We start from the raw sequence: 24808 nt of genomic DNA on the forward strand, positions 1-24808 counted from the left end.
TTATGGATTGGCGGCGGCGGTGCCTTCACTCACCATGTCCCCCAGCAGGACGCGCACGTCGTCCAGCGCATGCAGGGCCGCCACCCGCTCGATCAGCCGCTCCGCCTGGCGGGCGGAGAGCGGGATCGCGGCGTAGTCCATGCAGTCCCGGAAGCGCGCCAGGTGCGCCTCGTCCGCCAGCGCATTGCCCGGAAAACCCGGTGCGATCTCGAGCGTGGCGTCGTGGCAGCGGCCATCGGCGGTTTCGACGTGCAGGTCCACCGCGGTGTGGTGGCGTTCGCCCATGGCCTCGTCCGCCACCACCTCGACACGCTCCGCGAGCGCGCACACCGCCGGCTCGCGGATACTGGATTCGGTGAAGTGCGCCAGTTGCGGATGGCCGCGGACGAAGGCATTCGCAACGCAGTAGTGCGCGCTGAACTGCGCATTCACGCGCGGGTTGTCGCCGATCTCGAACGGGTGCCCGACCAGCTTGTAGGCATACGGCGGCAACCCGATCCGCACCCGACGGATGTCCTCCGGCGCCACGCCCAACTCGCGCTTCACCCGCAAGGCCAGTTCGGTTACGCCCTGGGTCAGGCCGCAGCTCGGGTATTTCTTGAACATCGTGTTCATCAGCAGGTAGCGCTCCCCCAAGCCCTCGACGAACGCCTCCGGCCGCCGCTGTCCCTTGGCGAACAGATGGGCGTAGCCGTACACGCCCGACAGGAAATGCCGGGGGCCGGTGATGCCGAGTTGGGCAAGCTGCGCGCAGACCACACCCGACTCGGCAACCCAGCCTTGGATCAGGCGGACGGCGAGCGAACCGTCGACGTTGCTCTGGAAGCTGCCGGCGGCCCGGTTGAAGGCCAGCGCCAATGCGTGCAGCGTCTGCTGCGGGCCCAGGCCGAGCAGGCGCGCGGCCGCGGCGGCGGCACCGAAGACGGCGGCCACGCCGGTGGGATCGGCACCATCGTAGGCCGCCTCGGTGAGGTTCATGCGCGCGGCGGTCTCGGCGCCCACGACGAGCGCGGCAAGGAAATCCCGCCCGGAACACCCGCCCTTGAGTTCCGCCGCGGCGAGCGCGGCCGGAATCAGCGACGAACCGATGTGCAGGCCCGGCGCCATCGCATCGCAGTAGTCCAGCGCCCGGCACATGACGCCATTGACCAGCGCCGCGCCGCTGGCCGAAACCCGGTCGCCATAGACGAACACCGTGGCCGGCCCCGTGCCGTGTTGTGAGCGCACGAAGGCCCGCACGGCCTCGCAGCCCTCCTCCGCCGCGCCTGCGACCGCGGTGCCGAGCACGGTCAACAGCATGCGCCGCACGACGGCAAGCGCTTCTTCCGGCACCGCCTCATAGGCGAGCCCATGGGCGAAATGCGCCAGTTTCAGTTCAGGTTCCACGAAATGAAATCTCCTCGGCCTCTTCTCGTTCTTGTCGTCACCGGCCAGACCGGGTAGCGGGACTCAGCGGAACATTTCCCGGTAGCTGCCGTCGTGCATCCAGGCCGCGTGCTTGGGCGCCTTTCTGGTCTGCGACCACTCTTCCAGCATCGGCCACTTGACCTTGTCGAGCGCCGCCTGCATGCCCGGGCGCACGGTGTTGGCGGCCAGTTCCAGGCGATGGCCGTTGGGGTCGAAGAAATAGATCGACTGGAACAGCGCGTGGTCGGTGGGGCCGACCACCTCCACGCCCCCGGCTTCCAGCTTCTCCTTGGCCGCCAGCAGCGTGTCCATGGACTCGACCTGAAGCGCCAGATGCTGGGTCCAGGCCGGCGTGTTGCGGTCGCGGTCCATCGGCGGCTTGGTGGGCAGCTCGAAGAAGGCGAGTACGTTGCCGGCGCCTGCGTCGAGAAAGATGTGCATGTAGGGGTCGGGTTCGCCGGTGGAGGGCACGGCGTCCTCGGCGATGGACAGCACCAGCTTCATGTCCAGGTGCTTTTCGTACCAGCGCGCGGTTTCCAGCGCGTCCTTGCAGCGGTAGGCGATGTGGTGGATTTTCTTGACCAGCATGGGTTGTCTCCAGATGTTCGGCGGCGAGCGGCTGGCATGCCGCTCGCCGCAATGGTTCAGGCGCCTTCGCGGGCGATCTGCAGCGCTTCGTGCAGCACGGCGATGTCGCCGACGTGGTTGGCGAGCAGCAGGATCAGGCGGGCGTTGACCATCGCGCTCTGCTCGTCGCTGAGGTCGCGGTGGGTGTCGATCAGCAGTTCGTAGAAGTCGTCGCCGGGGCTGAAGGCGCGGAAGTAACGCTTGCCGGGTTCGGCGAAATTGGGCTGGGTGTTCAAGGCCATGGCGGGCTCCTTCAGGCGTTGCAGGTGGCGCGGGCGACGGCTGCGCGCACGCGGGCGGCGTCCAGCGTGCGCCAGCGCGCGGTGACGTGCTGGTCCGGGCGGGCGAGGTAGGTGTTGCCTGGGCTCAGGTCGTAGCGCTCGCGGATGCAGCCTTTGCTGTCGATCACCGTCTTCAGCCCGCCGGGCGCGCTGCCACGTTCGGCGACGACGATGGCCTCCACCGGAATCGCGCCGTCGGCCAGACCGGTGAGCGCCTGCACGGTAGCGCCGTCGAGCGCCGAGGCATCCGGCACGTAGTAGAGCAACTGGAAGCGGTTGCCCAGCACGCCGAGCAGCCAGGGTTGGCCGCCCGCGGTCTCGATCGGTGCATCGTCCATCGGCGCGCCGGGCACCATGTCGCCGGCGAAGGCATCCCTGTCTGGCGTGTTCAGGCGAGATTCGGTGAGGAGGCTCGGCACCGACAGCCGGCCCGAATTGACCAGCGCGCGGGCGAAGGCGTAGTGCTCGGCCAGGCCCAGCACGGCGTTGCGGAAAGTCTTGCTGACCGTGCTCTTGGGCGTGATGAAATCGGTCGAGCGGGTCGAGTTCATGATGTTCTCGTCCGCCGCGAAGGTGCGCTCCTCGCTATAAGTATCGAGCAGCGTGGCCGGCGCCTTGCCGTCCATCACCAGCTTGAGCTTCCACGCCAGGTTGTCGGTGTCCTGGATGCCGGAATTCGCCCCGCGTCCGCCGAAGGGCGAGACCTGGTGCGCGGCGTCGCCGACGAACAGCACGCGGCCGTGGTTGAAGCGGTTCATGCGGCGGCACTGGAAGGTGTAGACGCTGACCCATTCCAGCTCGAACTCCCTGTCGTCACCCAGCATCGCCTTGATGCGCGGGATGACGTTCTCCGGCTTCTTCTCCTCTTCCGGATCGGCCTGCCAGCCGAGCTGGAAGTCGATGCGCCAGACGTTGTCGGCCTGGCGGTGCAGCAGCACCGACTGGTTCGGGTGGAAGGGCGGATCGAACCAGAACCAGCGTTCGGTGGGGTATTCCGCCTTCATCACCACGTCGGCGATCAGGAAGCGGTCCATGAAGATCTTGCCTTCGATGTCCAGCCCCAGCATGGTGCGGATCGGGCTCTTCGCGCCATCGGCCACGACCAGCCAGTCGGTGGTCAGCGAGTAGCCGCCATCCGGCGTTTCCACCCGGACGGCCACGCTATCCTGCCCCGGCGTGACCCCGATCACATTGCTCTTGAAACGGATTTCGAGGTTAGGCAGTTCGCGGGCACGCCGCAGCAGGTACTCCTCCAGGTAGTACTGCTGCAGGTTGATCATGCCCGGCCGGTGATGGTCCGGCTGCGGGCAGAGGTTGAAGTTGAAGACTTCTTCCTCGCGGAAGAAGGTGCGGCCGACGTTCCACGACACGCCCTTTTCCATCATCGGTTCGCAGCAGCCGAGCCGGTCGAAGATCTCCAGCACGCGCTTGGCATAGGCCACGCCGCGCGAACCGATGGACACGGTGTCGTCGTTGTCCAGCACCAGCACCGGCTTGCCCTGGATGGCGAGGTCGATGGCGGCGGCCAGGCCCACCGGGCCGGCGCCGACCACGACCAGGGGATAGCGGCCATCCCCCTTTCCGTCCAGTTCCGGCGGACGGATGAATTCGAATTTCGGGTATTGATATGTGTTCAGCATGATGTCTCCTCGTGTGCGGCCGCTGCGTTCGGCAGAACGCGACGGCAGCCGTCGTCGGGGCGTCGCCCGGTGGCCGCTCAGTGGCCGTATTGCCGCAGCAGCGCCCGCGCGGTGTCGTACATTTCCTGCGCCGGATGACCCTTGGCGGTCATCTCCTCGATCCAGTCGTGGGAGACCTGCTCCCCGACCTTCTTGAAGGCATCCAGCTCGGCCCCGGAAAGCATGTTCAGCACGTTGCCGCGCTCGATCGCCATCTGCCGCGCGGGCGGACCCGCCTCGTCCCAGGCCCGTCCGATGGAGGCCGAGAACTCGACGCCGCTGTGCTCGTCGATCACCTTCCTGAGATCGGGCGGCAGACTCTCGTAGCGCTTCTTGTTCATCACCATCGCAAAGACGGCGGTATAGAGCGCGGGCTGGCTGCGGTCCGTTTCGGTGTGGTAGCGCGTCAGCTCATGCAGCTTGACCGAGGGCACCGACTCCCAGGTCAGGATGTAGCCGTCGACCACGCCCTTGGAGAGGGCTTCGGGCAGGGATGGCATGGGCATCGACACCGGCGTGGCGCCGAGCGCGGTGAACATCTTGGTCGTCACGCGGGTCGGCGTGCGGATCTTGAGCCCCTTGACGTCCTCGATATTCTTGATCTGGCGCTTGTTGGTGTGGATGTAGCCCGGGTCCTGGACATGGAACGCCAGCGGATGCACGGCGGCGAAGTCCTTGCGGCCGAACTTCTCGTAGTAGGCCCACAGCGCGCGGCTGGTGCTTTCCGCATCCTTGGCCATGAAGGGCAGTTCGAAGACCTCCACTGACGGGAAACGGCCTGCCGTATAGCCGGGCACGGTCCAGACGATGTCGGCCACCCCGTCGGCGGCCTGCTGGTAGAGCTGCGGCGGTGTGCCGCCGAGCTGCATCGACGGATAGAGCTGGCACTCCATCCGTCCGGACGAAGCGGCCTTGATCTTCTCGCACCAAGGCTCGAGAACCTTGCGCTGCGAAATCGCCGCCGGCGGCCAGAAATGGGCAACCTTGAGCACGACCTCGGCCGCCTGCGCCAACGGGGTGGCGAGCACGGCGGAAACGAACAGCGCCGATGCCATTTTCCTTGTCATTGAAGTCTCCTCCTTGTTTTCGGCACGTATGCCGTGTGGAATCCGGCCCGAGTCGGCCGGCATGTGGGCTCCGTTGGGGAAACGGACGGCCTACTGCTCGTTGATCCGCGCCCGCAGCGCGGTCTTGAGCACCTTCCCGTAGTTGTTCTTGGGCATCTCGTCGAGAAAGCGGTATTCCTTCGGGCGCTTGAAGCGGGCGATGTGCGCGATGCACAGGGCATCGAGTTCCGCCGCCGTGACGCGCTGGCCCTGGCGGCATACGACGCAGGCGACCACCTCTTCGCCCCACTCCGGATGCGGGCGGCCGATCACCGACACTTCCGACACCGCCGGATGCATCAGCAGCACTTCCTCGACTTCGCGCGGGTAGATGTTCGAGCCGCCGGAAATGATCACGTCCTTGGATCGGTCCTTGAGCGTGAGGTAGCCGTCCTCGTCCATCACGCCCAGGTCGCCGGTCCATAGCCAGCCGCCGCGCAGGGCGCTCGCGGTGGCGTCGGCATTGCCCCAGTAGCCGGCCATGACCGACTCGCCCCTGACCAGCACTTCGCCGGTGGTCCCCGGTGGCAACGGGTTCCCGCCATCGTCCGCAACCCGGACCTCGACCAGCGCCTGCGCGCAGCCGACCGAGGCGATGCGCTGCGGCCAGCGTGGATCGGCGCGGTCCGCCAGTTGCTCGCGCGACAACGCGGTGATGGTCATGGGCGATTCGCCCTGGCCGTAGATCTGGACGAAGCGGTCGCCCATGACATCCAGCGCGCGGCGGATGTCCTCGACGTACATCGGGCCGCCGCCATAGACGATGGTCTTGAAGCCCGACGGGGCGACACCGGTGGCTTCGATGCGGTCGACCAGCCGTTTCACCATGGTCGGCGCCGCGAACAGGGTCAGCCCGCCGATCCGCTGCGACAGGGCGATCAGTTCGTCGGCATCGAAGCCGCCCGACTCGGGAATCAGGTGGCGGGCGGCCTTGATGACCTGCATGAAGTTGTACAGGCCCGCGCCGTGCGACATCGGCGCGGCATACACCATCACGTCGTCGGGCGTGACCGCATCGACATCCATGAAGTAGCAGGCGGCCATCGTCAGCAGGTTGCGGTGCGTCTGCATCACGCCCTTGGGCCGGCCGGTGGTCCCCGAGGTGTAGAAGAGCCATGCCAGCGCATCGGAATCGCGGGGCTGCAGTTCGAGCGGCGGACTCTGGAACAGCGCGCCGTAGGCAGCCGAGCCCGGAATGTGCAGTTCGCGTACGCCATCGCCGGGCAGCAGACCGGCCAGTTCCGCGGCGAAATCCTCGCTGACGAAGAGCGCCGCCGCCCCCGAGTTCTCGACGATGTAGGCCGCTTCGCGGGCATGCAGCTTGGCGTTGATCGGTACCACCGCCAGCCCTGCCCACCACACGCCGTACAGCACTTCGAGATATTCCGGGCAGTTGTGCATGAAGAGCGCCACGCGGTCGCCGGGCTGCAGGCCGGTCCGCCCGCGCAGATGGCCGGCGATGCGCGCGGCGCGGTCCGCGAGTTCGCGGTAGTCGAACAGCACACGCTCGCCGTGGAGCACCGCGGGACGGCCGGGATGGACGTGGGCGCTGCGCGCCAGCAGCCGGGCGACGTTCATTGCGCGCGCTCCAGGATGCTGACGTAGCTCGTCACCGCCGAACCGCCCATGTTGAACACGCCGGCGAGCCGGGCGCCGGCAACCTGCATGTCGCCGGCTTCGCCGCACAACTGCATCGCCGACAGCACGTGCATGGAGACGCCGGTCGCGCCGATCGGATGGCCCTTGGCCTTGAGGCCGCCGGACGGGTTGACCGGCAGGCGGCCATCCGCGAACACCGTGCCGTCCTCGATCACGCGCGCCCCTTGGCCCGGCTCGGCCAGCCCCATGGCCTCGTAGGCGAGCAGTTCGGCGATCGTGAAGCAGTCGTGCACCTCGGCGAACGACAGGTCGTCGACGCCGATCCCGGCCTGATGCAGCGCCTGGCGCCAGGCCCGGTGCGGCCCCTCGAAACCGGCCGGATCGCGGCGCGACATCGGCAGGTAGTCGCTGACGTGGGCGCGGGCGCGGAAACGCACCGCGCGCGGAAAGTCCCTGGCCACGGACTCGTGGGCGATGATCAGCGCGGCGGCGCCGTCGGACACCAGCGAGCAATCGGTCTTGCGCAGCGGCGCGGCGATCAGCGGATTGCGCTCGGAAACCGTATTGCAGAACTCGAAACCGAGAACCTTGCGCATCTGCGCCCACGGGTTGCGCACGCCGTTGGCGTGCCCCTTGGCGGCGATGCGGGCCAGCGTGGCGGAATGGTCGCCATGGCGGGCGAAGTAGGCCTGCGCCATGTGCGCGAAGATGCCGGGGAAGCTCAGCCCGGCGCTCGCCTCCTCCCGCACGTAGGACGCGTTGCCCAGCACGCGGGTGATCTCGGCACCGGACACCGCGGTCATCTTCTCGGCGCCGACGACCAGCGCGATCCGCGCGCGCCCGGCCTCGATCGCATCGATCGCCGAATACACCGCGGCGGCACCCGACGCGCAGGCGTTCTCGACCCGCGTCGCCGGCTTCCAGCGCAGGCCGTCGTCGGCCTGCAGCACCATCGACGAACAGAAGATGTCCGGCACGAAGCCGCCGTTGAGATTGCCCAGCCAGATGGCGTCGACCTCTTCGGCGGGCAGCCGGGCATGGTCAAGCGCGTCCCGGGTGACCGAGACGATGAGATTTTCGAGATCGAACTGGTCCAGGCGGCCGAACGGCGAATGGGACCAGCCGACGATGCAAGCGGTCATGGTGAGTGTCTCCTCGTGTCGCGTGTTTTCTTGGAAGCGACTTCGGAGACGACTTTATCGGCCGCGCTTGCCCTGCTCCATTCGTATGCCTACCCTATCGTAGTCATACGTAACCCCCGTCCAACGATGGCCGAACCGCACGACGTTCAACTCACCCACGACGATCTCCAACTCGCGTTCGATCTCGCGCCGGTGGGTTTGTGCGTTTCGCGCAGCCGCGTGATCCAGCGCTGCAACGAGGCTTTTGCCGCGATGTTTGGTTATCACGCCCATGAACTGGCCGGCCGCACGCTCGCCTCGCTCTACCCCTCGGAGCAGGAGGGCCAGCGCATCGGCGAGCAGGCCTATCCGGTGCTGCGTGCCGAAGGCTGCTACAGCGACGAGCGCATCATGCGGCACCGCAACGGCACCCTGTTCTGGTGCCACGTCTCGGGCCGCAGCCTCGACAGGGACAATCCCTACGCTTGCGCGGTGTGGATGTTCGAAGACATCTCCAAACGGCGTCCGGTCACGGCAGACCTGACGGCGCGCGAGCGCGAGATCGCCAAGTTCCTTTCACTTGGAGAAACGAGCAAGGAAATCGCCCGCCACCTGGCGATCAGCCCGAGGACGGTCGAAGCGCATCGCGCCCGCTTGATGCGCAAATTGCAGGTCCGCACGCACACCGAGATGATCGCCCGCCTCGTCGGGCTCTGCTGAGCACCGGCCAGCGGCGGCCGGTTCGCGGCGGTCAGAGATCCAGTTCGAGCGATTCGCCCCGCGCGCGCGACACGCAGATCATCATCGACGTGCCGGCCTCGCGTTCCGCCGCGGACAGCACGCAGTCGCGGTGCTCGACCGCGCCGGCGCACACCGCGGTCTCGCAGGTGCGGCACAGGCCCTCGCGGCAGGCGAAGGGCACCATGAGGCCGTGCTCTTCGAGCGTGTCGAGGATGCTGCGTCCGGCGGGCACCGTCAGCGTTCTGCCCTGGCGCCGCAGCACGAGTTCGAAGGCGCGATCGTCCGCCACAGCCTCGCCGCCGCCGGCCTCGGCCGGGGCCGAAAACCACTCGAAGTGCACGCTGGCGGCGGGCCAGTGCGCGCTGCACTCGCGCACCGCGCGCATCAGGCCGTCGGGCCCGCAGCAGTAAAGCTGTTCGCCCCCCGCCGGCGTGGCCAGGGCGGCAGCGAGATCGGGCGGAGCGCCGGCGCTTTCCTCGTCGACGTGATAGCGCACGCGCCCTGGCCATTGCGCCAGTTCCTCGTGGAAGGCCGCGCGCTGACGGCTGCGCACGCAGTAGAGCAGCGACCACGGCGAGCCGACGGCCTCGCAGTGGCGGATCATGGACAGCAGCGGCGTGATGCCGATGCCGCCGGCGACGAAGCGATAGGCCGGAGCGCCCTCCGCCAGCGGGAAGTTGTTGCGCAGCGCGGTCACCGTCAGGCTGTCGCCGACGGACAGCGACTGGTGGACGTAGCGCGAGCCGCCACGGCTCGCCGGGGCGCGGCCGACGCCGATCACGTAGCGGTCGCGCTCGCGGCTGTCGTTGCAGAGCGAGTAGTGGCGAACCAGGCCGTTGGGCAGCGCAAGTTCGAGGTGAGCGCCGGGGGTGAAGGCCGGCAGCGGCGCGTCGGCGGTGGCCCGCAGCTCCAGCGTGACGACATCGCGCGCCTCGGCGGTGCGCTCGGTGACACGGACGCGAAACGGCGTGGCGGTCATGCCTCGGCCTCCTCGCGGATGCGCTTGTTCATCACCCAGCGGAAATGCGACAGCGCGGCATCGACGCCGAGCGGCACCATGCGGAAATCGGGGTCGAACGCCAGCATGCGCGTCTGGCCGCTGATGATGTGGCGGTCCTCCTCGAAGGCGTCGATCAGCACTTGGTGGATCTTGCGGGTGACTTCGGCATCCTCGATGCCGAAGTTGTGGGGCTGGGCGAAGAAGTAGTGGGTGGTGCGTGCGGTCTCCGGCGTGATCGCCTGGCAGCCGCGGAACTGCAGCGCGCCCTCGCGGCTGCCGCCGGCACCGCCGCGCCCCACCGGGACGCTGCCCGAATCCATCAGCAGGACGCCGGGTACGAGGAATTCGTAATTGTTCCAGCGATCCACCGCCTTCCACTCCGGGCGCAGCTTCTTCACGAACGGGGCCGGCTCGTCGTTGTCCAGCCCGCGGGTGATGCGCACGCCGTTGTCGAGCCGCTCGATGCGCGGCTGCGACTTGGCGTAGGCCACCGAGCCGCCGACCGTTTCGGGATGGACGAAGGAGAAGTGCGAGAAGTCGCACAGGTTGTCGGCCACCTGCAGGTAGTTGGCCTGGTGCAGCATGTAACCCGACAGGCTGCGCCACGCCGGGTCGTCCAGCCAGTGGTGGTCGGGCAGCAGCGCGGGGTCGGCGCGTTCCGGATCGCCCATCCAGATCCAGATCCAGCGCGACCGCTCGACCACGGGATAGGCCCGCACGCGCGTCTGCGGCGGGATGGTTTCCTGCATCGGGATCTCGACGCAGCGCCCGCTGGGGTCGAACTTCATCCCGTGGTACATGCAGCGCACGCAGTCGCCCTCGCGCCGCCCGAGCGACAGCGGCGCGGTGCGGTGACAGCAGCGATCGTCGAGTGCCACCACCTGCCCGGCGCTGTCGCGGTACAGCAGGATGGGGGTGTCGAGCAGGGTGCGGGCAAAGAGACTGTCCGTGACTTCGTCGCTCCAGGCGGCGACGTACCAGCAGTTTTTCAGAAACATGTTCGTTCCTTCGGTGAGGGTCGATGGCGGGTGATGGACGCGAACCGTCCCGCCCGGCGGCCGTCGGAGCGGCCGGGGCGTGGATGTTTTCTGGTCCGGATGGGAGGCGGGCCGCGCCCGCCGTGGCGTCAGTCGCCGAGGTAGCGCCAGGCGCCCTGGCGGATTTCCACCAGCGCGACGGCGCGGCCGTCGTAGCCGACGTGGTCGGCGGAAGAGAGGTTCATCACGCCCTGGCTGGTGGTCAGCCCGCGGGTGACTTCCATGCCGTCGCGCAGCGCGGCGCGGAACGCCGGGGTGCCCGGCTTCTCCTTCGCCAGCGCCGCTTTCAGGCCCTCGCGGATCAGCAGGCCGGCATCCCAGGCGTTGGCGGCGAAGATCGACATCGAGCCGGCGCCGTATGCCTTCTCGTAGCGCGCCGTGACCTCGGTCGCGACCGCGCGCACCGGATTGCCCGAGGGCAGTTGATCGGCGACCAGCACCGGACCGACGGCGAAGACCGCGCCTTCCGCATCGCGCCCGGCCACCCGCAGGAAGTCGCGATTGGCAACGCCGTAGGTCTGATAGATGCGGCCCTTGAAGCCGCGCTCGACGAGGGTCTTCTGCGGCAGCGCGGCCGGCGTGCCGGCGCCGGCCACCAGGACCGCGTCGGGCTTGGCCGCGATCAGCTTGAGCACCTGTGCCAGCACGCTGGTGTCCGTCTGGCCGTAGCGCTCGACGGCGACGAGCTGGATGCCCTGGGCTTCGGCCTGGGCACGCGCCTCGTTGAGCCAGCCTTCGCCGAAAGCGGTGTTGAAGCCGATGAAGCCCAGTCGCTTCACCCCGGTGGCCCGCATGTGCGCCACGGTGGCCTGCACCATCAGCGCCTCGTTCTGCACCGCCTTGAAGGCCCAGCGCCGGGTCTCGTCCTGCGGGCTCACGATCGCGGTGCCGCTCGCCACGCTCACCAGCGGCACGCCGGCGCGGGCGGCCGGCTCCACCATCGACAGGGTGGAGGGCGTGGTCGAGGAGCCGATCACCACGTCGACCTTGTGTTCCTCGGTGAGCTTGTGGAAGTTCTTGACCGCATTGGTGGGATCGGAGGCGTCGTCGAGCACGGTGTACTCGATGCGGGTGCCGTCGACCTCGCGCGGCAGCAGCTCGACCATGTTGCGCGCCGGGGTGCCGAGCGAGGCGGCGGGGCCGGTGAGGGAAAGGCTGACCCCGACATGGACCTGCGCGAAGGCAGGCGCGGCGAGGGCGAGCAGGGACAACAGCAGGCTGCGGGGGCTGCGGCGGATCATCGTTTTGTCTCCATCGTTGTCGTTACCGTCTCGGTCGAACGGTTGCCTCAACCATAGTGTCCGCCCCAAAATCAGTCCAACTCATGGCGCCGATTAAGGTAATGAACAACGTGCATAACGACTTCGACCTCAACCTCGTCGCCGTGCTCGACGCGCTGATCCGCGAGCAGAGCACCACCCGCGCGGCCGAACAGCTCGGCCTCAGCCAGAGCGCGGTGAGCCATGCGCTCGGCCGCTTGCGCCGCCTGCTCGACGATCCGCTCTTCATCAAGACCGCAACCGGCCTCAAGGCCACGCCGCGCACCGAGGCGCTGGCGCCGGCGGTGTTGCAGATGATGGAGATCGTGCGCAACGATCTCCAGCAACGGCCGCGCTTCGACCCGGCGCGGGCCGAGCGCTGCTTCCGCTTCTGCATGACCGACATGGGCGAGCTGGTCTTCCTGCCGCCGCTCATCGAACGGCTGCGCCGCGAGGCCCCGCACTGCACGCTGCAGACCCTGCAGGTGCCGCCCCCGCGGATCGCCGAGACGCTCGAATCGGGCGAGGCCGATCTCGCCATCGGGTCGCTGCGCGCCATCCCGCCGGGGCTCTTCCAGCAGCACCTGTTCACACACCCCTTCGTCACCATCGTCGCTGCCACCAACACTGCGGTGGGGGAGCAGCTCACGCTGGCGCAGTTCGAGGCGATGGACCACGTCGTCGTATCGCTCGGCGGCACCGCCAGCGTCTACGACCGTGCGATCGACGAACTCGGCATCCGGCGCCGGATCTTCCTGACCACGTCGCACTTCCTCGTCCTGCCGATGCTGCTGGAGCAGCAGCCCGATCTCATCGCCACCGTACCGCGGGAACTCGGCGCCGTGTTCTCGCGCTCCAAGGCGGTGCGGGTGGTCCAGCCGCCCACCCAGTTGCCGCGGTTCTCGCTGCGCCAGCATTGGCATCCGCGCTTTCACCACGATTCGGCCAACATCTGGCTGCGCAGGCTGGTGAAGGAGACCTTTGCCGACTATCCGGAATGAGCGGACACGGACTTCCGTCGACGAGGAAACCGGCGCGGCCGGACGGCAAGCGGCCAACTTGTCCAGAGCGCAGTCATCCCCGCGCTTGTCTCAACGCCCTGCCGTAGGCTCGCCCCCGACCGATTCCCCCCTCGCCGCCGCCAGATACCCCTGCCACAGATGCCCATACCGGTCATCGAACCGCTCCGCCCTCATCTCCACCGCCTCGATCCGATCCACCCGAAACGTCCGGAACCCCTGCCGCAGCTCGCACCACGCGCCCAGCGTCCAGCACCGCCCCCAGAACACCAGCCCCAGCGGCCATAGCGTGCGCTGCGAGACCTCGCCGTCCTCGCGGCGGTAGCGCACCTGCACCTTCAGCCCCTTTTCCATGCCCTCGCGCAGCAGCGTCATCGGTTCCCGCAGCGGCGCGGGGTGCATGAAGTCAGGGGCGCAGAAGCGCATCTCGCTGCCGGCGATGCGCTCCTCCAGCGCGCGCGGCAGCACCGCCTCGATGCGGGCCATGGCCTGCGCGGCGGCCTTGCCCAGGGCGGGGTCGGCGTAGGACTGGACGAGCTTGGCGCCGATGACCAGGGCTTCGAGTTCGTCGCCGGTGAACATCAGCGGCGGCACCTGGTAGCCGCGGCGCAGGCGGTAGCCGACGCCGGCCTCGCCGTCGATGGGTGCACCGGAACCGATGAGGTCGGCGATGTCGCGGTAGATGGTGCGCTCCGAGACTTCCAGCGCCTCGGCCAGCGCCCGCGCGGTTAACACGCGGCCGTTGCGCAGCATGAGGATGATCTGGAACAGGCGGTCGGCGGGACGCATGGTGGCGGCAGCGATGACGGACGGGCCACCTTAGCATGACGGCCGCGCCGACCCCGCCAGGCTGCTGACACCACGTTGTCAGGAGGGGGTGCCGACAATGCCCCTGTCCGTCGCATCCTGCGGCGGAGACTTTTCAGGAGCCCGAAAATGAACGATCCGATCTGCTGGTTCGAACTGCCTGTCGTGGATATCGAGCGTGCGGTGCGCTTTTACGAAAGCGTGTTTGCGGTGTCGCTGCGCCGCGAGGTTTGCGGCGGCCATCCGATGGCGATCTTTCCGTATGCGAAGCCGCAGCCGTCCGGCGCGCTGGTGCAGATGCCGCAACTGGAGCCGCGCGACAATGGCACGCTGGTCTATCTGAATGGCGGCGAGGATCTGAACCTCGCCCTGGAACGGGTGAAGGCGGCCGGCGGCGAGGTGGTGATGGAGAAGACCTCGATCGGCGAGGAGATCGGCTATATCGCGCTGGTCATGGACAGCGAGGGAAATCGCGTGGGGCTCTATTCCCGGCATTGAGGGTGCTTGCGGTGGGGCGGTATGACCTGGCCCGCCCCTTCCGTTCCGCTGTGCCCGCGTCCGATTGACAGCCATCCGCCCCGGAATCAAACTAGTCATTCAACTAGTCTGATGGAGACGACCATGCACACGTGGCCTGTACAGGATGCGAAAGCGCGTTTCAGCGAATTCCTCGATGCCTGCCTGTCCGAGGGGCCGCAGATGGTCACGCGGCGCGGCGCGGAAGCGGCCGTGCTGGTACCGGTTCAGGAGTGGCGACGCTTGCAGGCCACCGCGCGACCGTCACTCAAGGCTTTGCTGTTGTCCGGCGAGGCGCGCACCGAACCGATCGTGCCACCCCGCGGGCAGGCCCGGCGGCGCAAGGTCGAACCGCTCGGGTAATGCGCATGTACCTGCTCGACACCAATGTGGTTTCGGAACTGCGCCGACCCAAGCCGCATGGCGGCGTGGTGGCATGGCTGCAATCGGTGGATGACCCGCATGTGTTCCTGTCCGCGGTCACGATCGGAGAAATCCAGGCCGGCATCGAGATGACGCGCGAACAGGACCCGGCCAAGGCGGCCGAGATCGAAAGCTGGCTGGAGCGGGTGGCAGGCGCCTATAACGTGCTGCCGATGGATGCGGCGGCGTTCCGGCACTGGGCGCGACTGATGCACCGCAAGTCCGACACCCTCTACGAAGATGCCATGATCGCCGCGACCGCCAGGGCCAACGGCCTGACGGTGGTAACGCGCAACGTTGCGGACTTTCGCGCGCTGGGCGTGGAAATCTTGAATCCGTTCGAACCGGGCGGAAGCGCCCAAGGCGGCTGACAGGAAGGATCGCAGGCAGCGGGCGGCGAGCGCCGCCCGCTACCGCCTTACATCGTCTCCGCAAACAGTTCCCGCCCGATCAGCATGCGGCGGATCTCGCTGGTCCCCGCGCCGATCTCGTACAGCTTGGCATCGCGCCACAGGCGGCCGGCCGCATATTCATTGGTATAGCCCACGCCGCCCAGCGTCTGGATGGCTTCGCCGGCCATCCAGGTCGCCTTCTCGGCGGTGTAGAGGATCACGCCGGCGGCGTCCTTCCTCAGCGTGCGCGCATGGTCGGCGCGGTCGCAAGCCTGGCCCACCGCGTAGGCGTAGGCGCGGCAGGCGGACCAGGTGGAATACATGTCGGCGACCTTGCCCTGCATCAACTGGAACTCGCCGATCGGCGTGTCGAACTGCCTACGCTCGTGCAGGTAGGGCACCACCACGTCCATGCACGCGGCCATGATGCCCAGCGGCCCGCCCGACAGCACCGCACGCTCGTAGTCCAGGCCGGACATCAGCACCTGCACGCCGCGGCCGATGTTGGCCTCGCCGCCCAGCACGTTCTCCACCGGCACCTCGACGTCGTCGAAGAACAGCGGGAAGGTGTTGGAACCGCGCATGCCCAGCTTGTCGAGGTGCGTGCCGCAGGTGAAACCCTTCATGCCCTTTTCGACGACGAAGGCGGTGATGCCCTTCGGCCCGGCGTTGACGTCGGTCTTGGCATAGACGACCAGCGTGTCGGCATCGCCGCCGTTGGTGATCCACATCTTGCTGCCGTTGAGGATGAAGCGCTCACCCTTGCGGTCGGCGCGCAGCTTCATGCTCACCACGTCCGACCCGGCGTTGGGCTCGGACATCGCCAGCGCGCCGACGTGCTCGCCCGAGATCAGCTTGGGCAGGTACTTCTGCTTCTGCGCCCCGGTGCCGTTGCGGCGGATCTGGTTGATGCACAGGTTGGAGTGGGCGCCATACGACAGCCCCACCGACGCCGACGCCCGCGAGATCTCCTCCATCGCCACGATGTGGGCCAGGTAGCCCATCGCGGTGCCGCCGTACTCCTCCTCCACCGTCATGCCATGAACGCCGAGATCGCCCAGCTTCTTCCACAGGTCCGCGGGAAACTCGTTCGCACGGTCGATCCCGGCGGCGCGCGGCGCGATCTCCGCCGCGCAGAAAGCCTGCAGCGTGTCGCGCAGGGCATCGATGGTTTCGCCGAGATTGAAGTCCAGGCTGGGAACGTTCATGGCTTGTCTCCTTCTTCAGTTTGTCTTGGCGCGATGGCCGGGCGCGCATCACGATTATGGACGGCGCATGCCGGCGGATGGGCGCAGATTAGCCGGGACCTGCGCGCGGCGAGTGCCAACGGAGTTGCAAATCCTGCCACGCGGCCTAGGATTCCGGCACATGAAGATCCTCGCCCCCTCGCCCGCCGAACTCACGCTGGGCCGCGCCGCCACGCCGATCGCCTTCATCCGCGCGATCGTCCTCGGATACCGGCAGCGGGGAATGGATCCGGCCAGCGCGTTGCGGCAGGCGCAGATCCCCGCCGGGCTGCTGGACGACCCCGCCGCCCGCGTCACCGCAGCGCAGATGGAGGTGATGTCGGGCATCGCCATGCAGGAGCTGGACGACGAGGCGCTGGGCTGGTTCTCGCGCCGCCTGCCGTGGGGCAGCTACGGCATGCTGTGCCGCGCCTCGCTCACCTCGCCCACGCTGGAAGTGGCGCTCAAGCGCTGGTGCCGCCACCACCGCCTGCTCACGGACGACATCGTGCTGCACTTCGGCCAGCAGCGCGGCGGCGCGACGATCCGCATCGCCGAGAACACCGCGCTCGGCCGACTGCGCGAGTTCTGCCTCGTCAGCAGCCTGCGCTACCTGCTCGGCTACGCCTGCTGGCTGGTCGACTCGCGCATCGCGCTCGCCGAAACCACCTTCCCCTTCCCCGCCCCGCCGCATGCCGACGCCTACCGCTACCTCTTCCCCGGCCCGGTGCGCTTCGAGGCGGAAAGCGCGGCCCTCTCGTTCGACGCCCGCTACCTCGCCCTGCCGGTGCGCCGCGACGAGCGCGCGCTGCAAACCATGCTGCAGCGCGCCCTGCCGCTCACCGTGCTGCAATACCGCCGCGACCGCCTGCTGGTGCACAGCGTCGGCCAGATCCTCGCCGCCGCCCCCGCCGCCGCCCACACCGCCGAGGACGTGGCCGCGCAACTGAACCTGTCGGTGCGCACCCTGCACCGGCAGTTGAAGGACGAAGGCGTGTCGCTGCAGCGGCTGAAGAACGAGGCCCGCCGCGAACGCGCCGCGAGGCTGCTGCTGCAGACCCGCAAGCCGATCAAGCAGATCGCCGCGGCGGTGGGCTTCGACAGCGAGAAGAGCTTCGCACGGGCGTTCCGCGACTGGACGGGAGTGGCGCCGGGCGCCTTCAGGGCGGGAGCCGCGGAGCATCTGCATCCGCAGGAGGACGCGTCCGCAGCGAAGCGGGACGGCGCCTGACATCGGCTGCCCGCTCACATCGCGTTCCGCCTGCGCCGGCGGAACGCCTGCCTTCGCCACCCCGCGGCCGGTCGCGTACCGCGCCAGGCAACTATCCGCCCTTCAGCATCCATGCCCGCGGATTGTGTTCGAAACCCAGGCGCGGATAGTAGTCGTTGGCCCTGGGCGCGGCGAGCAGCACGATCATGCACTCCGGCCACAGGCAGCGCTTCGTCTCTTCGATGAGGCGCTTGCCGATGCCCTGCCGCTGATAGTCGCCATCGACCGCCAGGTCGGCGAGATAGGCGACGTAGGCAAAGTCGGTCAGCGTACGGGCGATGCCGACGAGGCGCTCGCCGTGCCAGGCGGAGACGACCAGGCTGGCATTCTTCAGCATGTCCTCGAAGACGTCCGGGCGCTCGACGGGCCGGCGCTCGGCCAGCGTCGACCGCCGGTAGAGGTCGATGGCCTGCTCCACCGAGATCGGCGCATCGTCGCGGTAGTCGATTTTCACGGGCATCCTCCAGGGTCGCGGCGGGACGGCCTTTCGGTGCTTCTCCTCGCCGATGGTGCGAAGAAGCGCCGGCACGTCATCCAGGCGCGTAGCGCGCCAGGAATTCCCGCTCGGTGAGCTTCTCGGTCGCTTCCGCGAACGAGTAGGCCGCCGGCTTCCGGTCGATGAAGACCTGGCTGGCGAAGACGAGGTCCCCGGCATCGTCGAACAGGCCGAGGGGAACGTAGTAGTCGCCGCTGGCCGTGAGGCGGAAGAACAGGTGGGTGCCGCAGCGGCTGCAAAATCCGCGCTCGGCCCATTCGGACGAGGCGTAGCAGGTGATGCCGGACTCGCCCTCCAGGACGACCTCGGTGCCGCAATGGACGGCCAGCAACGGGCCGCCGCACCAGCGCCGGCAGGTGTCGCAGTGGCAGGCATGGAAATGGCGCCGGGCCGCCGCCGTCAGGCCCACCGCTCCGCATAGGCATTTGCCGTGCATGGCAAGCTCCTGCTCAAAAGATGTTCGTCCGATACGCTGCACGCCCGCACCCGCCACCGGCTTCGCACCGCCCCGGTGGGGCGATTCAGGCGATGTCTTCATTGAACCGCAACCGATTGCCGAAGGGGTCGGTGACTTCCATCAACTTCGCATTCCAGGGTGCCATTTCGATTCCCGGGCGCATGTACGCATAGCCCTTGGCCGTGACTTCCCGATGGAACTGCTCCAGGCCGGAAACCCGGATGAAAACCGCCGAGCCGGGGCAGCAATCCCCGTGGTGCTCGCTGAGGTGCAGAACGCAGTTGCCCCGGGAGACTTGAAGATACACCGGCGCGCCGGGTTCGAACCGATGCTCCCAATCGACGCGAAAGCCGAGGAAACCGACGTAGAATTCGCGCGCCTTCGCCAGATCGAAGATGCGCAGGATCGGGATGGTCTGCTGCACGTTCAGCATATGTTCCGCTCCCTCGGCGTCCGGTACCCCAGGCAAGCGGCGCCGGAGCGAAAAACGCGGCGGACGCCAATCAGCACGGTTTGCCGGCGCCCGCCCGGCCCGTCATGCATGACGCGACCGCGCCAGCGCAATCGCGGCCTGAATCGCGGCACGCGCCTGCGGACTGTTCTTCCAGCACGTGGAACCGACGATGGCCGCGGCGCGGGAAACGACATCCAGAACCTCGGCCTTGCCCAGATGGGCAAGCGACTCGTATCCCATCTGCTCGAGGCGGGCCACCACGGTGGGGCCGACGCCCTTCACGCCCAGCAGGGCCTTGCGCTCTTCCGGTGGGAACGGCATCGGGTTTCTCCATTGTTCCATGACGTGCCGCCGGCGGCGGCGATGCATCCATTCCGCCGGGCTCAGCCCGCCGGCATGCCGTGCCACCAGATCCGGCATTCCCGGCACAGGCCGTTCTCGAATTCTGCCTTCAGCACCCCGTCCAGCACCATCCTGGGCAAGGGATCGCCCGGCTTGCGTGCGACGAGGTTGGTGCCGGTGGAGCGCGCCCAGATCTGGAACAGTTCCTCCGAGGCGACCTGGTAGGTGACGTGCCAGTGCGCGATGCCGCCCGACGGCGAAGCGGCGAGGATCTCGAACCGCACCTCCACGTCCTCCTGCAGCCTGACGCGGCGCCAGTATTCCGCGAGCTGCGCCTGGCCGCGCTGAACGGCGAAAGGCGTGTTGCGGTATTCGCCGTCGGCGGCGAAAAGGGCGCAGAACAGGGATTCGTCCCGCTGCTCCCATGCCGCCTTGTAGCCCTGCATGAACTGCTCGATATCCATGACTCGCCCTCCTCCCCGGTATGGTGGCAGGACGCCATGATAGTTCGTCCGCGCGCCGGGCCGCACCACGGAGCAGCGGCGACGGCACCGTTGCCGCGCCGACGAGGACGGCGGGGCCTCGTGCATGGGGATGGCAAGAAAACGAACGGCCGGGCGCCCCGACGGACGGCCCGGCCGCGAGGACAGGCGCGACGCCCCTCAGCCCGCCAGCGCGCGCCCGATCACCAGACGCTGGATGTCGCTGGCGCCTTCGTAGATCTGGCACACGCGCACGTCGCGGTAGATGCGCTCCACCGGGAAGTCGGTGACGTAGCCGTAGCCGCCATGCACCTGGATGGCATCCGAGCACACGCGCTCGGCCATCTCCGAGGCGAACAGCTTGGCCATCGAGGCTTCCTTCAGGCACGGCCGGCCGGCGTCCTTCAGGCTGGCGGCGTGCCACACGAGCTGGCGCGCGGCTTCCAGTTGCGTCGCCATGTCGGCGAGGCGGAAATTGACTGCCTGGTGCTCGAAGATCGGCTTGCCGAAGCTCTCGCGCTCCTGCGCGTACTTGACCGCCGCCTCCAGCGCGGCGCGCGCCATGCCCAGGCACTGCGCGGCGATGCCGATGCGGCCGGCCTCGAGGTTGGAGAGCGCGATCCTGTAGCCCTCGCCTTCGCGGCCGATCACCGAATCCGCCGGCACGCGGCAGTTCTCGAACAGGATCTGGGTGGTGTCCGAAGCCTTCTGGCCCATCTTTTCCTCGATGCGGCCGACCTGGTAGCCGGGCGCATCCGCCGGCACGAGGAAGCAGGTGATGCCCTTCTTGCCGGCGTCCTTGTCGGTGACGGCGAAGACGATGGCGACGTCGGCGTGCTTGCCGGTGGTGATGAACTGCTTGACGCCGTTCAGCACCCAGCCGCCACCCTCATCGTCGGACACTCGCACCGCGGCCGTGCGGATGGCGGACGCATCCGAACCGACGTGCGGCTCGGTGAGGCAGAAGCAGCCGAGCCGCTCGCCGCTCGCCAGCGGCCTGAGCCAGGCTTCCTTCTGCGCATCGGTGCCGAAGCGGTTGAGGATGCCGCAGGGCAGCGAGTTCTGCACGCTGACGATGGTGGACGTGGCACCGTCGCCGGCGGCGATCTCTTCCAGCGCGAGCACCAGGCTCATGTAGTCCATGCCGGCGCCGCCCCACTCTTCGGGCACCACCATGCCCAGCGCGCCGAGTTCGGCGAGTTCCTTCAGCGCCTCGCGCGGGAAGGTGTGGTTGCGGTCCCACTCGGCGGCGAAGGGCGCCAGGCGCTCCTGCGCGAAGGCGCGGATGGAATCGCGGATCAGTTCCTGTTCGGCAGTCAGAATCATGTATTTCCCTCTCCCAAGGCGATCGCCGCCGCCCCTATCAATGTGAGTGTGGTTTCAAGAATGTGGTCCCGCACCACGGCCAAGCCGGCCGTGGCGGGGACTCGTGGAGCCGACGAGGACTGTCCGAGCCCGAAGGGCGAGTTCCGCAGGAGGCGGAAGGAGTCCCTGCCACGGCCGGCGGTTCAACGCGCAACCCCCCCCCGCGACGGCTTCCCCGCAAACCCGACAGCCCAATGACCCAAGACAACGCTCAGCCGCCGCAGCCCACCGACGCATCGACCTCGATCGCCATCGCCGTCGCCTCGCCGCCGCCGATGCACAGACTGGCGACGCCGCGCTTCAGCCCGCGCTTGCGCAGCGCGCCGATCAGCGTCACCAGGATGCGCGCGCCGGAGGCGCCGATCGGATGGCCCAGCGCGCACGCGCCGCCATTCACGTTGACCTTGTCGTGCGGCAGATTCATCTCGTGCATCGCCGCCATCGTCACCACCGCGAAAGCCTCGTTGATCTCCCACAGATCGACGTCGCCGGTGCTCCAGCCAGCCTTCGCCAACACCTTCTGCATCGCCCCCACCGGTGCGGTGGTGAACCAGGCCGGCTCCTGCGCATGCGTCGCATGGTCGACGATGGTCGCCACCGGCCTCAGGCCGAGGCTGTCGGCGGTCGACCTGCGCATCAGCACCAGCGCGGCGGCACCGTCCGAGATGGAACTGGAGTTGGCCGGCGTGACCGTGCCATCCTTCCTGAACGCGGGCTTCAGCGACGGGATCTTGTCGATCTGCGCCTTCAGCGGCTGCTCGTCCCTGGCGACGAGCACATCGCCCTTGCGCCCGGAAACGGTGACCGGCACCACCTCCCAGGTGAAGTCGCCGCCCTCGATCGCCGCCTGCGCGCGGGTCGTCGAGGCGATGGCGAATTCGTCCTGCGCCTCGCGGCTGAAACCGAAATGGCTGGCGCAATCCTCGGCGAAGGTGCCCATCAGGCGGCCCTTGCTCTCCTTCGAATAGCTGTCTTCCAGGCCGTCGAGGAACATGTGGTCGAACATCTGCCCGTGGCCGAGCCGGTAGCCGCCGCGCGCCTTGGGCAGCAGATAGGGCGCGTTCGACATCGACTCCATGCCGCCGGCGACCACGACCTCGTTGCTGCCGGCAAGGATGAGGTCGTGCGCCAGCATCGTCGCCTTCATGCCCGAACCGCACACCTTGTTGATCGTGGTGCAGCCGGCCGACAGCGGCAGGCCGGCGTCCAGCGCCGCCTGCCGGGCCGGCGCCTGGCCGAGGCCGGCAGGCAGCACGCAGCCCATGATCACCTCCTGCACCTGCTCGGGCTTGAGGCGGGCACGCTCCACCGCAGACCTGATGGCGACGGCGCCGAGCTGCGGCGTGGTCAGGCTGGACAGTTCGCCCTGGAAGCCGCCCAGCGGCGTACGGGCGACGGAAACGATGACGACGGGATCGGACATGGGGTTCTCCTGTTGAATTCGTCGGGAAACGGTGCACTCAACTGCCGAGCGCCTGGAGCGCCGCGACGTAGCGCGGCATGAGGTCTTCGCCGTGGCTGACGTTGAGACCGAGGTCGCGGATCAGGCCGTCCTTCAGTCCGTAGATCCAGCCATGCACGGTCAGGCGCTGGCCGCGCCGCCAGGCGTCCTGCACCACCACGGTCTGCGCCACGTTCACCACCTGTTCGAGCACGTTGAGTTCGCACAGGCGGTCGTGGCGCAGTTCGGGCGCGAGATCGTCCACCGTGCGCAGGTGCTTCACATGCACGTCCTGCACGTGGCGCAGCCAGAGATCGACCAGGCCGACGCGCTCGCGGTTGAGCGCGGCCTTCACGCCGCCGCAACCGTAGTGGCCGACCACCATGACGTGCTTCACCTTCAGCACGTCGACGGCGAACTGGATCACCGACAGGCAGTTGAGGTCGGTATGCACGACGACGTTGGCGACGTTGCGATGCACGAACACCTCGCCTGGCAGCAGGCCGACGATCTGGTTGGCCGGCACGCGCGAATCGGAACAGCCGATCCACAGGTATTCCGGGCTCTGCAGGTGCGACAGCTTCTCGAAGAAGCCGGGGTCGATCTGCTGCATCTGGCGCGACCACGCCACGTTGTAGTCGAACAGATGGACGAGGTTTTCGTTGCCGGCTTCGCCCTCGGACCATTTCGCGAGGTCGAGGGTGAGGAAGATCGTGCCTTCGATCGGCGTCGGATAGTAGGCCGGCGCATCGGTGAAACCGAGTTCGCGGTACAGCTTCACCGCGATGCGCATCGCCGGCAGCGTGTCGAGCAGGATGCGGCGATAGCCCAGCGCCTGCGCGGCCTTGATGGCCGCGAGCGCGAGTTGCCGGCCCAGGCCGTGGCCGCGCATCCCGGGATCGACGTAGAGCCGCTTCATCTCGCACACGCCCTCGGAGAAGCGGCGGATGCCCACGCAGCCGGCGGGGCGGCCATCCGCCTCGGCGAAGAACAGGCGTCCGTCGGTCCGGCCGTAGGCGCCGGGGAGGTTCGCGACCTCGTCGGCAAAGCCCTGGAAGCTCAGGTCCACGCCCAACCAGGCGGCGTAGTGGCGGAAGAACCGGCGCACCTGTTCCAGTTCGGTGGTGTCGGACGCCGACAGTGCACGCAGGCGGATGGTCATGTCGCAGCCCTCATCGGATCGACTGCCGGGAAACGGGGCGGGACGGCGGGAAACGGACGGCGCGGAACCGCATCAGCCCTCGCGCTCCATCTTGCCGTGCATGGCCATGATGGTCTGCTGCATGATCGCGCACAAGGTCCATTGCCCGTCGCGGATCGCATAGACGTCGGCGCGCGTCACGATCAGCGTGCGCCCCGGGCGCACCACCTCGCCGCGCGCCACAAGGCGCTGGCCGTCGGCCGGCGCGACGAGGTTCATCTTGTATTCCACCGTCAGCACGCTGGCATCGGCCGGGGTGAGCGTGTTGGCGGCGTAGCCGGCAGCCGAGTCGGCGACCATGCCGACCACCCCGCCGTGGATGTAGCCGTGCTGCTGCGTGATCTGCGGCCGGTGCGGCAGGTGGATCTCGACGTAGCCCGGCTCGACCACCGCAAGCTCGGCGCCGATCAGCTCCATCGCCTGCTGCAGGCCGAAGCTGGCGCGCACCCGGTCGGCGTAGTCCGGATCGCGTGGCTGGAACTGCGGCAGTTCGGGGCGCATGGTTCGTCTCCTCGGGGTCGCCCGTTCGGTCGGGCTGCGCTATTGTAATTACGTTTACGTAAACGTAAACTAATCGTGGAAAAAATCAGGCGTCGCTGGTGCTGTTGATGTGCTTCTCGAGTTCCTCGCGCGCCGCCTCCGCACCCTCGGCATTCTTGCCGAGCAGCGCATGGCACTGCTGTTCGAGCATGTCGATCTCGAGCAGCACCGCCTCGATGTCCAGTTGCTGCTGCCGGAGTGCGGCGCGGCGCGCCGAGAGCACCGTCAGGAAGCGCTGCAGTTGGGGCGCGGAATCGCGCACGCCGCCGTACATTTCGATCAACTCGCGGATCTCGGCCAGCGACAGCCCCAGGCGCTTGCCGCGCAGGGTGAGCTTCAGGCGCGTGCGGTCGGCCTTGCTGTACACCCTGGAGCGGCCGGCGCGGGTGGGGGTCAGCAGGCCCTCGTCCTCGTAGAATCGGATGGCGCGCGGCGTGATGTCGAACTCGCGCGCGAGTTCGGTGATGGTGTAGGTTTTTTCGTCGCCCATGGCCGCCGTAATACGTCAGAATTTCAAAAT

Annotated in this window: 28 protein-coding genes; 6 read left to right on the forward strand and 22 right to left on the reverse strand. The window is 68.0% G+C overall.

Annotation, left to right across the window (positions count from 1 at the left end):
• The 7 genes from CCZ27_RS16585 to CCZ27_RS16615 all read right to left on the reverse strand — a co-directional run bounded on the left by CCZ27_RS16585 (position 1) and on the right by CCZ27_RS16615 (position 7841).
• Positions 1-1386 carry an MmgE/PrpD family protein gene (locus CCZ27_RS16585; protein ID WP_096450004.1) on the reverse strand — a complete coding sequence of 462 codons (1386 nt, stop codon included), beginning with the start codon at positions 1384-1386 and terminating at the stop codon, positions 1-3.
• A gap of 63 nt (positions 1387-1449) precedes the next feature.
• Positions 1450-1995: a VOC family protein gene (locus CCZ27_RS16590; RefSeq protein ID WP_096450006.1), complete on the reverse strand. Its 546-nt coding sequence runs from the start codon at positions 1993-1995 to the stop codon at positions 1450-1452.
• 56 nt (positions 1996-2051) lie between these two features.
• Positions 2052-2276: a DUF2783 domain-containing protein gene (locus CCZ27_RS16595; protein ID WP_096450008.1), complete on the reverse strand. Its 225-nt coding sequence runs from the start codon at positions 2274-2276 to the stop codon at positions 2052-2054.
• 11 nt (positions 2277-2287) lie between these two features.
• Positions 2288-3955, reverse strand: coding sequence for an FAD-dependent oxidoreductase (locus CCZ27_RS16600; protein WP_096450010.1), 1668 nt, complete (start codon positions 3953-3955; stop codon positions 2288-2290).
• 77 nt (positions 3956-4032) lie between these two features.
• On the reverse strand, positions 4033-5061 hold the full coding sequence (locus CCZ27_RS16605; RefSeq protein WP_096450012.1) for a TRAP transporter substrate-binding protein: 1029 nt from the start codon (positions 5059-5061) through the stop codon (positions 4033-4035).
• Between the two features lie 90 nt (positions 5062-5151).
• On the reverse strand, positions 5152-6678 hold the full coding sequence (locus CCZ27_RS16610; RefSeq protein WP_096450014.1) for a class I adenylate-forming enzyme family protein: 1527 nt from the start codon (positions 6676-6678) through the stop codon (positions 5152-5154).
• Positions 6675-7841, reverse strand: a complete 1167-nt coding sequence (locus CCZ27_RS16615) for an acetyl-CoA acetyltransferase (protein WP_096450016.1) — start codon at positions 7839-7841, stop codon at positions 6675-6677. Before CCZ27_RS16615 ends, CCZ27_RS16610 begins: the two co-directional genes overlap by 4 nt.
• A 126-nt stretch (positions 7842-7967) precedes the next feature.
• Here CCZ27_RS16615 and CCZ27_RS16620 point away from each other — a divergent pair, with 126 nt between their 5' ends.
• Complete coding sequence (locus tag CCZ27_RS16620; protein WP_096450018.1) at positions 7968-8540, forward strand: PAS and helix-turn-helix domain-containing protein; 573 nt, start codon at positions 7968-7970, stop codon at positions 8538-8540.
• A gap of 31 nt (positions 8541-8571) precedes the next feature.
• Here CCZ27_RS16620 and CCZ27_RS16625 read toward each other — a convergent pair whose 3' ends face one another.
• The 3 genes from CCZ27_RS16625 to CCZ27_RS16635 form a co-directional block, all read right to left on the reverse strand.
• Entirely contained in the window at positions 8572-9540 is a 969-nt protein-coding gene (locus CCZ27_RS16625) for a PDR/VanB family oxidoreductase (RefSeq protein ID WP_096450020.1), read from the reverse strand.
• Complete coding sequence (locus CCZ27_RS16630) at positions 9537-10559, reverse strand: aromatic ring-hydroxylating dioxygenase subunit alpha (protein ID WP_096450022.1); 1023 nt, start codon at positions 10557-10559, stop codon at positions 9537-9539. The genes CCZ27_RS16625 and CCZ27_RS16630 overlap by 4 nt, the downstream gene beginning before the upstream one ends.
• 128 nt (positions 10560-10687) lie before the next feature.
• Entirely contained in the window at positions 10688-11839 is a 1152-nt protein-coding gene (locus CCZ27_RS16635) for an ABC transporter substrate-binding protein (RefSeq protein WP_096450024.1), read from the reverse strand.
• 101 nt (positions 11840-11940) lie between these two features.
• On the opposite strand from CCZ27_RS16635, the gene CCZ27_RS16640 reads away from it, so the two are divergent.
• Entirely contained in the window at positions 11941-12858 is a 918-nt protein-coding gene (locus CCZ27_RS16640; protein ID WP_096450026.1) for a LysR family transcriptional regulator, read from the forward strand.
• Positions 12859-12948: 90 nt separating this feature from the next.
• Here CCZ27_RS16640 and CCZ27_RS16645 read toward each other — a convergent pair whose 3' ends face one another.
• Entirely contained in the window at positions 12949-13665 is a 717-nt protein-coding gene (locus CCZ27_RS16645) for a helix-turn-helix transcriptional regulator (RefSeq protein WP_096450028.1), read from the reverse strand.
• A 147-nt stretch (positions 13666-13812) separates the two neighbouring features.
• Between CCZ27_RS16645 and CCZ27_RS16650 the strand changes: the two genes are divergently transcribed.
• The 3 genes from CCZ27_RS16650 to CCZ27_RS16660 all read left to right on the forward strand — a co-directional run bounded on the left by CCZ27_RS16650 (position 13813) and on the right by CCZ27_RS16660 (position 14993).
• Positions 13813-14181, forward strand: a complete 369-nt coding sequence (locus CCZ27_RS16650) for a VOC family protein (RefSeq protein WP_096450030.1) — start codon at positions 13813-13815, stop codon at positions 14179-14181.
• A 123-nt stretch (positions 14182-14304) separates the two neighbouring features.
• Positions 14305-14562, forward strand: coding sequence for a type II toxin-antitoxin system Phd/YefM family antitoxin (locus tag CCZ27_RS16655; RefSeq protein WP_096452704.1), 258 nt, complete (start codon positions 14305-14307; stop codon positions 14560-14562).
• Between the two features lie 5 nt (positions 14563-14567).
• Positions 14568-14993 carry a type II toxin-antitoxin system VapC family toxin gene (locus CCZ27_RS16660; RefSeq protein ID WP_096450032.1) on the forward strand — a complete coding sequence of 142 codons (426 nt, stop codon included), beginning with the start codon at positions 14568-14570 and terminating at the stop codon, positions 14991-14993.
• 47 nt (positions 14994-15040) lie between these two features.
• Here CCZ27_RS16660 and CCZ27_RS16665 read toward each other — a convergent pair whose 3' ends face one another.
• On the reverse strand, positions 15041-16222 hold the full coding sequence (locus tag CCZ27_RS16665) for an isovaleryl-CoA dehydrogenase (RefSeq protein ID WP_096450034.1): 1182 nt from the start codon (positions 16220-16222) through the stop codon (positions 15041-15043).
• A gap of 160 nt (positions 16223-16382) precedes the next feature.
• On the opposite strand from CCZ27_RS16665, the gene CCZ27_RS16670 reads away from it, so the two are divergent.
• Entirely contained in the window at positions 16383-17471 is a 1089-nt protein-coding gene (locus CCZ27_RS16670; protein WP_096450036.1) for an AraC family transcriptional regulator, read from the forward strand.
• A gap of 91 nt (positions 17472-17562) precedes the next feature.
• Here CCZ27_RS16670 and CCZ27_RS16675 read toward each other — a convergent pair whose 3' ends face one another.
• From CCZ27_RS16675 to CCZ27_RS16720, 10 genes are all read right to left on the reverse strand, one after another.
• Positions 17563-17964 carry a GNAT family N-acetyltransferase gene (locus tag CCZ27_RS16675; protein WP_198363159.1) on the reverse strand — a complete coding sequence of 134 codons (402 nt, stop codon included), beginning with the start codon at positions 17962-17964 and terminating at the stop codon, positions 17563-17565.
• A 76-nt stretch (positions 17965-18040) separates the two neighbouring features.
• Positions 18041-18442, reverse strand: coding sequence for a GFA family protein (locus CCZ27_RS16680; protein WP_096450038.1), 402 nt, complete (start codon positions 18440-18442; stop codon positions 18041-18043).
• A gap of 85 nt (positions 18443-18527) precedes the next feature.
• The gene (locus CCZ27_RS16685; RefSeq protein WP_096450040.1) at positions 18528-18896 is read right to left on the reverse strand and encodes a glyoxalase superfamily protein; all 369 of its coding nucleotides are present in this window, start codon (positions 18894-18896) and stop codon (positions 18528-18530) included.
• 102 nt (positions 18897-18998) lie between these two features.
• Positions 18999-19238 (reverse strand): Pathogenicity locus, encoded by a 240-nt coding sequence (locus CCZ27_RS16690; protein ID WP_096452708.1) that lies wholly within the window; start codon positions 19236-19238, stop codon positions 18999-19001.
• Between the two features lie 62 nt (positions 19239-19300).
• Positions 19301-19723, reverse strand: coding sequence for a nuclear transport factor 2 family protein (locus CCZ27_RS16695; RefSeq protein WP_096450042.1), 423 nt, complete (start codon positions 19721-19723; stop codon positions 19301-19303).
• 198 nt (positions 19724-19921) lie between these two features.
• On the reverse strand, positions 19922-21067 hold the full coding sequence (locus CCZ27_RS16700) for an acyl-CoA dehydrogenase (protein WP_096450044.1): 1146 nt from the start codon (positions 21065-21067) through the stop codon (positions 19922-19924).
• A 250-nt stretch (positions 21068-21317) separates the two neighbouring features.
• Positions 21318-22529 carry an acetyl-CoA C-acetyltransferase gene (locus CCZ27_RS16705; RefSeq protein ID WP_096450046.1) on the reverse strand — a complete coding sequence of 404 codons (1212 nt, stop codon included), beginning with the start codon at positions 22527-22529 and terminating at the stop codon, positions 21318-21320.
• 37 nt (positions 22530-22566) lie between these two features.
• A complete protein-coding gene (gene can / locus CCZ27_RS16710; protein ID WP_096450048.1) occupies positions 22567-23709 on the reverse strand; it encodes a carbonate dehydratase in 1143 nt (380 codons plus the stop codon).
• Positions 23710-23781: 72 nt separating this feature from the next.
• Positions 23782-24249: a PaaI family thioesterase gene (locus tag CCZ27_RS16715; RefSeq protein WP_096450050.1), complete on the reverse strand. Its 468-nt coding sequence runs from the start codon at positions 24247-24249 to the stop codon at positions 23782-23784.
• Between the two features lie 85 nt (positions 24250-24334).
• A complete protein-coding gene (locus CCZ27_RS16720) occupies positions 24335-24778 on the reverse strand; it encodes a MerR family transcriptional regulator (protein ID WP_096450052.1) in 444 nt (147 codons plus the stop codon).
• Positions 24779-24808: the final 30 nt, after the last annotated feature.

It is taken from the genome of Thauera sp. K11 (genome assembly GCF_002354895.1).
GTDB lineage: Bacteria > Pseudomonadota > Gammaproteobacteria > Burkholderiales > Rhodocyclaceae > Thauera > Thauera sinica.